Annotated in this window: 6 protein-coding genes and 1 pseudogene; 4 read left to right on the top strand and 3 right to left on the bottom strand. The window is 59.8% G+C overall.

Going from position 1 to position 7,042, the window contains the following annotated elements; all coding sequences use genetic code 11:
- Positions 1-57 precede the first annotated feature (57 nt).
- Entirely contained in the window at positions 58-1,554 is a 1,497-nt protein-coding gene (gene xseA, locus V6N02_RS20060) for an exodeoxyribonuclease VII large subunit (protein ID WP_371228715.1), read from the top strand.
- Positions 1,555-1,613: 59 nt separating this feature from the next.
- Here xseA and V6N02_RS20065 read toward each other — a convergent pair whose 3' ends face one another.
- Complete coding sequence (locus tag V6N02_RS20065; protein ID WP_371228718.1) at positions 1,614-1,949, bottom strand: hypothetical protein; 336 nt, start codon at positions 1,947-1,949, stop codon at positions 1,614-1,616.
- Positions 1,930-3,138 (bottom strand): alkane 1-monooxygenase, encoded by a 1,209-nt coding sequence (locus V6N02_RS20070; protein WP_371228719.1) that lies wholly within the window; start codon positions 3,136-3,138, stop codon positions 1,930-1,932. Before V6N02_RS20070 ends, V6N02_RS20065 begins: the two co-directional genes overlap by 20 nt.
- 180 nt (positions 3,139-3,318) lie before the next feature.
- Between V6N02_RS20070 and V6N02_RS20075 the strand changes: the two genes are divergently transcribed.
- Together V6N02_RS20075 and V6N02_RS20080 are read left to right on the top strand one after the other, a co-directional pair.
- Positions 3,319-5,004, top strand: coding sequence for an NAD(P)H-dependent oxidoreductase subunit E (locus V6N02_RS20075; RefSeq protein WP_371228722.1), 1,686 nt, complete (start codon positions 3,319-3,321; stop codon positions 5,002-5,004).
- Entirely contained in the window at positions 5,004-5,648 is a 645-nt protein-coding gene (locus V6N02_RS20080; RefSeq protein ID WP_371228726.1) for a lysoplasmalogenase, read from the top strand. Before V6N02_RS20075 ends, V6N02_RS20080 begins: the two co-directional genes overlap by 1 nt.
- Here the strand turns inward: V6N02_RS20080 and V6N02_RS20085 are convergent.
- On the bottom strand, positions 5,645-6,529 hold the full coding sequence (locus V6N02_RS20085) for a lytic transglycosylase domain-containing protein (RefSeq protein WP_371228728.1): 885 nt from the start codon (positions 6,527-6,529) through the stop codon (positions 5,645-5,647). The genes V6N02_RS20080 and V6N02_RS20085 overlap by 4 nt on opposite strands.
- Before the next feature lie 98 nt (positions 6,530-6,627).
- Between V6N02_RS20085 and V6N02_RS20090 the strand changes: the two are divergent.
- Positions 6,628-7,042 (top strand): annotated as a pseudogene (locus tag V6N02_RS20090) (signal recognition particle-docking protein FtsY); the annotation flags it as partial.

Raw genomic sequence — 7,042 nt, forward strand, 5'->3', positions numbered from 1 at the left:
TTGGCGGCGTTCTAAGCTGCCGCAAAGCCAGACACAAGGCGCGACGAGGCACAGCATATGTCCGATCTGATCGACGATCCCACACCCGGCGAGAACGCTCCGGAGTTTACCGTCTCGGACCTCTCGGGCGTGGTCAAACGCATGATCGAGGGCGAGTTTTCCCATGTCCGGGTGCGCGGCGAGGTGGGCCGCGTCTCGCGCCCGCGCTCGGGGCATATCTACATGGACCTCAAGGATGACCGGGCGGTCCTGGCCGGTGTGATCTGGAAAGGCGTTGCCACGCGTCTGGCCGTCCAGCCTGAGGAAGGGATGGAGGTGGTCGCCACCGGGCGGCTGACCACGTTCCCTGGCCAGTCACGTTATCAGATCGTGATCGAGGATATGAAACCGGCCGGTGTTGGCGCGTTGATGGCCATGCTTGAGGCGCGCAAAAAGGCGCTGGCGGGCGAGGGGCTGTTCGCACCGGAGCATAAACAGGAACTCCCCTACCTTCCTGAAATCATTGGTGTTGTTACCTCGCCCAGCGGGGCGGTGATCCGCGACATCCTGCATCGGTTGCGGGATCGGTTTCCGCGCAAAGTGTTGCTTTGGCCGGTTGCTGTGCAGGGTGAGAAATGTGCCCCCGAAGTGACCCGCGCGATTGAGGGGTTCAATGCCCTGACCCCTGGCGGAGCCTTGCCGCGCCCCGACCTGATCATTGTCGCCCGAGGTGGTGGGTCTATTGAAGACCTCTGGGGGTTTAACGAGGAATCGGTTGTCCGCGCGGCGGCGGCCTCGGACATTCCGCTGATTTCGGCGGTGGGGCACGAAACCGATACCACGTTGATTGATTTCGCGTCCGATATGCGCGCGCCAACACCGACCGCGGCCGCGGAACTGGCGGTGCCGGTGCGTCTTGATCTTCTGGCCTGGCTGGACGGGCAGGAGGCGCGTCTCACACAGTCACTCAGCAATGGCATCACCACGCGTGGTCAGCGCCTGCGGGATCTTTCACGCGCCATGCCCCGGATCGAGGCGTTGCTGGACACCCCGCGCCAGCGGCTTGACGGGTGGTCTGACAAGCTGGGCACCTCGCTGATCCGGCTCGTGCAAACCCGGCGTGTTGCCTTGTCCGAAGGGGCCGGCGCATTGCGCCCCGGTCTGCTGCTGCGCGCCGTTGAGGGAGAAAAACGTCGTTTGTCGGGCACCGCCGCCCGGCTCAATCTGAACGCGCTGAACGCGGAAATGACCCGCCAGCGGCGTGCGCTTGATCAGATCAACCAACGCCTTTCTGACTCCGGAAACCGCCAGATCAGCCTCTTGCGGGATCGTCTGGAAGGGTTAGAACGTATCAGGAAAACAGTAGGTTACAAGGAGACGTTAAAGCGAGGCTTCGCCGTGGTTCGCGATGGCGACAAGGTTGTGACCTCAAAGGCGCTGGCGGCCAAGGCAAAGGCGCTTGAGATCGAATTTGGCGATGGCAGGTTCGCTTTGGATACCGCAGCAGCGCCCAAATCCACGCAAAGAAAACCTAAATCCAAACCTGTGGATCCTGATCAGGGAAGTTTACTTTAGAAACGGATTCCCAGAGCGATTGTGGATAACGTCGCCACGCAGGTCGTAAATTGTAAAGTCTAAACACCCACATCCGGACCGGGGCACTGCAGGGGTTGGGCCGAGCGTTGCACCTCGTAGAGCTCCAACTCGGCCGGGTCGTCCTGAAACCGAGCGATCAACCCGCCACTGACGCTTTCGCGGAACGTCCAGCATTGGCGCCGTTCGATCTGCTCGTATTCAAAGCAGATCATCCCGTTTTCTTCGTACCAGATGCCGTTTTGACACCGCCCATCCAGAAAGGTCCAGATCACGCGGTTGTTTGGCAGGTATTCTTCCGCCCCGTAGGCCCGGCCGTTAGTGCCATAGTAAAACGTTTTGCCGCGGGTGAACTGGTCAAACTCTTCGGCGCTCATCAGGCCCTGGGCCATCGCGGCCGGGATGCTGATCAGAATGCACAATGCTGTCGCGATCATTTTCATGAGGCGAGTGTGGCAAATCCGTTGTGCCAACACCACCCGCTTTCGCACGGGCCAAAACAGCGGGCGAAATGCTGCGCGCATCCGCTTTGGGTTTGCCATCCCAATCCGGTTGCCACTGCGCACAAAGCGGGTCCATGACCTTACGCCAAAGCGGCGGCAGTAATGCCAGCACGGCCATCACTGGCAGCGAATAGGGCAGGACCGGCATGTCACCATCGCGCAGTTGCAATGCAGGATAAGGTCGCGACGGCGTCATGTGATGATCCGAGTGGCGCGGAGCATTGAGTGTCATGGCCGAGGAATACCAGTGCGGCGTGTTCCAGGAGTGCCGTGGCCCGACCGGCTCTGGTGTGCCATCTGCCAGGGTGGCGCGGCGCAGCCCGTAGTGCTGTACATAGTCGGACAGGAAGATTTGTATCTGTGCGTAAAGGCTGAGGAAAATCAGGGTCGCCAGTCCGGCCCCCCCGGCCATGGCCAGCGAAACGAGGCACATTGCAACCGCGCCGCCCACGTAGAGCGCGTAGGGATGCGCGCGCCATGAGGTTTGCAGATTGCGCCGCAAGCGGGTCTCGGCTTGCAAGCCCGCGCGAAACCCGCCCGGCCAGGCACGCAGCAGAAAGCGATAAAATCCCTCGCCCCAGCGCGCGGAATTCGGATCGTTCTTGGAGCCGACATGAACGTGATGCACCCGCACATGGGCGCTGGCATGATGACCAAACAGGATCGATGTATAAATCAGCTTGCCCATCAGGCGCAGGCGCCGCGAGGGGCGATGTATCAACTCATGCGCCACCGGATGCGAGATTTGACCAAAGGCCAAAGCGGCGGAGAGGGCCGCCAGCGCGCGTTCAACCCATGTCAGCGCATTGGGCCCTGCAACGGCCCAAAGTACGCAGCCGAGCAACAGGAAATGCAAACCGCCCAGGATTTTCAGCAGGTTGTCTGCAGCTGGAAATTCCGCCTCCGGGTCGGCATTCCCGGTCTGCACGGCAATCAGGTGATCCAGTACAAAAACCAACGCAGTGATGTAACCGACTGCCAGCCATCCCCATACCCCGCCTGCAAAGCTGGCAGTCAGGATCAGCAAGAACGGGGTGATCGTGGCGATTGCGAACAGGTGCATTTACTCGTCCCAAGGTGACAGTTGATGGTCGGATAACACGCGAATCCGGCACGCTTTGGGCAGCATAATGAGAAATCGGCGGCAGCCCAACGTTTCCGAGGGGGCGAATGTCGTTTTTGGCCTCGCCAGAGGGGGCGTCAGCCGATATTGCTGCGAACGGGTTAATGCAGAGGATCCACCATGGCATTGGATGAGCGCAAAGGCGTCTGGAAATCAGGTAAGGGCAAGGGGCGGCGCACGCCCAAGGGTCGCCAGCTGGAAGATCAGGCCTGGACCGAAGTGCAGGACTTGCTGGGTAATCAACCTCGCCGCCGCGATTTGCTGATCGAATATCTGCATTTGATTCAGGATAAATTCGGCCATTTGTCTGCGGCGCACCTGCGCGCTCTGGCCGAAGAGATGCGCATTTCCATGGCCGAGATTTACGAGGTCGCCACCTTCTACGCCCATTTCGACGTGGTCAAAGAAGGCGAGACTCCGCCCCCTGCGCTGACCATTCGGGTGTGCGATTCCCTCTCCTGCGAACTGGCGGGCGCGCAGGCGTTGAAGGCAGCCCTGGAAGACGGTTTGGATGCGTCCCAGGTGCGGGTTTTGCGGGCCCCTTGCATGGGTCGCTGTGATACCGCACCTGTACTGGAGATCGGGCATAACCATATCGACCACGCCACGCCTGAAAAGATACAGGCGGCAATCGCAGGCGATGATACGCACCCGCATATCCCGCAATATCAGGACTTTGAGACGTATCGCTTAAGCGGCGGTTATGAAACTCTCGCCAAGATCCGCGAGAGCGGCGATTTCGACGCCATTCAGGAAGAACTGCTGGCTTCGGGCCTGCGAGGGCTTGGCGGCGCTGGTTTCCCTTCGGGGCGTAAATGGGGTTTTGTGCGCGCTGAAGCTGGTCCGCGCTATCTGGCGGTGAACGGTGATGAAGGCGAACCGGGGACCTTCAAAGATCGCTTTTATCTCGAACGGGAACCTCATGTTTTCCTTGAAGGAATGTTGATTGGGGCTTGGGCGGTTGAGGCCGAGATCTGTTTTATCTACATGCGCGACGAGTATCCTGCCGTGCTGCATATTCTGGCCAAGGAAATCGCGGCGCTGGAAGAGGCGGGCATTGTCGAGCCGGGCTATATCGACCTGCGGCGCGGGGCGGGTGCGTATATCTGCGGCGAAGAAAGCGCGATGATCGAAAGCATCGAAGGCAAGCGCGGCCTTCCGCGTCATCGCCCGCCCTTCGTGGCCAATGTCGGTATTTTCGGGCGGCCCACTTTGGTGAATAATGTTGAGACCCTCTATTGGGTGACCAAGGTGCTGCGCCAGGGCAAGGAAATCCTGTCGGATGTCGAGCTGAATGGCCGCAAGGGCCTGCGCTCTTACTCAGTGTCGGGGCGTGTGAAAAAACCCGGTGTGCACCTGTTGCCAGCGGGCAGCACGATCACGGATATCATCGCCGCATCGGGTGGCATGCTGGATGGCCATAGTTTCAAGGCGTATCAGCCCGGCGGTCCGTCCTCGGGGCTATTGCCTGCGTCGATGGATGACATTCCGCTGGATTTCGACACGTTGCAACCGCATGGCTCGTTTATCGGGTCCGCCGCTGTTGTTGTTCTGTCAGATCAGGACAGCGCGAAAGAGGCCGCCTTGAACATGCTGCGCTTTTTCGAGGATGAAAGCTGTGGACAATGCACGCCTTGCCGGGTGGGCTGTGAAAAGGCGGTCAAGCTGATGCAGGCCGACAGTTGGGATCAGCCTCTTCTGGAAGAGCTGTGCACGGCCATGGCCGATGCCTCGATCTGTGGTCTTGGGCAGGCGGCACCAAATCCGATCCGCTTGACGATGAAGCATTTCCCTGACGAGGTGTGATGCTTCCGAGTTTTGCGGTCTCTCTGGCCGCGCTTTTGGCGGCACTCTATCTGGTCTGGTTCTGTTTTCGACCATCCAGTTTATTGAAAACATGCGTTAAAACCGCTTCAGTTTTGCTTTTGGTGGTGGCCGCGGCGCTGGTGAATGCACCGGTGGCCTTGATTGTCGCATTGGCGCTGTGTGCGATCGGTGATTTTTTCCTGTCGCTGGAAGGTGAGCGGAGTTTCCTCGCCGGTGTCGCGGCCTTCGCGGCGGGCCATATCGCCTATATCGTGTTGTTCATCAGCCACCCTGCCTCCGATTCTGCAGGGGTGCCAGTATGGGCCATCGCAGTTCTGTTTCTCTTTGCTGCGATCATGATGGCCCTGCTTTACCGTCACGCCGGATCCCTGCGCTTTGCGGTTCTGGCCTATGTGCTGGTGATTGCCGGAATGGGTGTGGCGGCGATGAGTGTGCCGTCATCGGGCGCGCTTTGGCTGGCCTTACCTGCGGCGTTGATGTTCATGGCCTCTGACACGGTGCTGGCAACCGAGATGTTCTTGCTTCGCTCTGACCATCCATTGCGCAAAGTGACGCCTTTCATCGTGTGGGCGCTTTACTGGCTGGCGCAACTGGGCTTCCTGCTGGCCTTCGCGCCGCTTTAATCATTGCGATAAACCGCGCAGATACAGCCCTGCTTCTTCATCTTCGCACAATCGCGCCAGGCCTGATCGCGGCTGTCGCGGCCCAGGCGGGCCATGAAGTATCCGCCATTCGGGCTGGCGCGGCTTTTCTCGAATACCAGGTCGGGTTTCTGACCTTTGATCAGTCCGGAACAGGCGCGTGTGACTCGTTCGAACTTGGCGCGGGCTTTTTTCTTGCTCAGACCGAATGCCATCTGAATGCCCCAAGGCTGGATCGCCGGGGCCACTGGTTTCAGCTTGGTGATCCGGCGGGTCCTGGCCATCTCAAAGCAGGCGGCAGCAAAGGGCAGGGTCGTCGACAGGCGAAGATCGGGTGCAGGTTTTGGGTCTTCCAGCCAGTTCTGATGCGGCACACCGGTGATGATGCGGACATAATCCACGGTTTCCTGTGCCAGCCCGCCGGTGCCTGCGATCAGCCCTTCGGCGCGCCTTTCACCGCCATTGTATCCCACTGCGGCCAGGCCCAGGCTGCCATATGTCCGCGCCATTTCAGAGAGATAGCGCGCCGAATGCTCCAACGCCTCGGCCGGGTTATAGCTGTCGCCGAGGCCACGCCGTTGCGCCGTGTGGGGCATGAACTGCGCAATGCCTTGTGCGCCTGCGGGGCTGAGGGCGTAGGCGTCGAACCGGCTTTCCTGCCAGATCAGGCGGGCGAAGAAATGTGGATCAAGATCGTTATGGGCGGCAAAGCGTTCAATCGCGTTGCAGATATCATAGGCGAAATGCGCCTTGCGGATGCATTCCACCGGGCCCCATGTGCCAGACGAGCAAATACGCTCGGGCGGCCCGGAAAACGCAGGTAGGGGGACGATCAGAAAAAGAGCCAGGGCAAACCATTTCATAACCTGTTAATCCTGCCTTCACGGCTGCCATAGTCAATGCCACCTTTTCATCAGCGCCCCGGAGGTTTAACTGGTTGGCACGCAAAAAGGTGGCGCGCATGTCGTTTTTCAAAAAGCTCAAGAACAAGCTGTTCAAATCCTCATCCAAGATCGAAGAGGGGCTGGATGCCATTGTCGAAGACGGTGGCGAAGAAGAAGAGCTTTTGGTCGAAGAGAGTGCGCTTGACGCCGCACCGGCCCTAGCCGACCCAACTCCTGAGCCTGAGCCTGAGCCTGAGCCTGAGCCTGAGCCTGAGCCTGAGCCTGAGCCTGAGCCTGAGCCTGAGCCTGAGCCTGAGCCTGAGCCTGAGCCTGAGCCTGAGCCTGAGCCTGAGCCTGAGGAAGTCGTTAGCGCAGCTGACGACGCCGCCCGGCAGGTGCTTCAGAATGAAGCGCCGAGAGGGCCAGAACCGGGTGAGGTTGATAATGATCCTTTGGCGGTTGACGCAGCTGACGCAGAAATGGTTGCTTCAC

Source organism: Roseovarius conchicola (assembly GCF_041403425.1).
GTDB lineage: Bacteria > Pseudomonadota > Alphaproteobacteria > Rhodobacterales > Rhodobacteraceae > Roseovarius > Roseovarius conchicola.

Bases quoted from the DNA above. Each gene is read 5' to 3' on its own strand.
- xseA (WP_371228715.1), top strand. From the start codon at position 58: ATGTCCGATCTGATCGACGATCCCACACCCGGCGAGAACGCTCCGGAG.
- V6N02_RS20065 (WP_371228718.1), bottom strand. From the start codon at position 1,949: ATGAGCGCCGAAGAGTTTGACCAGTTCACCCGCGGCAAAACGTTTTAC.
- V6N02_RS20070 (WP_371228719.1), bottom strand. From the start codon at position 3,138: ATGCACCTGTTCGCAATCGCCACGATCACCCCGTTCTTGCTGATCCTG.
- V6N02_RS20075 (WP_371228722.1), top strand. From the start codon at position 3,319: ATGGCATTGGATGAGCGCAAAGGCGTCTGGAAATCAGGTAAGGGCAAG.
- V6N02_RS20080 (WP_371228726.1), top strand. From the start codon at position 5,004: ATGCTTCCGAGTTTTGCGGTCTCTCTGGCCGCGCTTTTGGCGGCACTC.
- V6N02_RS20085 (WP_371228728.1), bottom strand. From the start codon at position 6,529: ATGAAATGGTTTGCCCTGGCTCTTTTTCTGATCGTCCCCCTACCTGCG.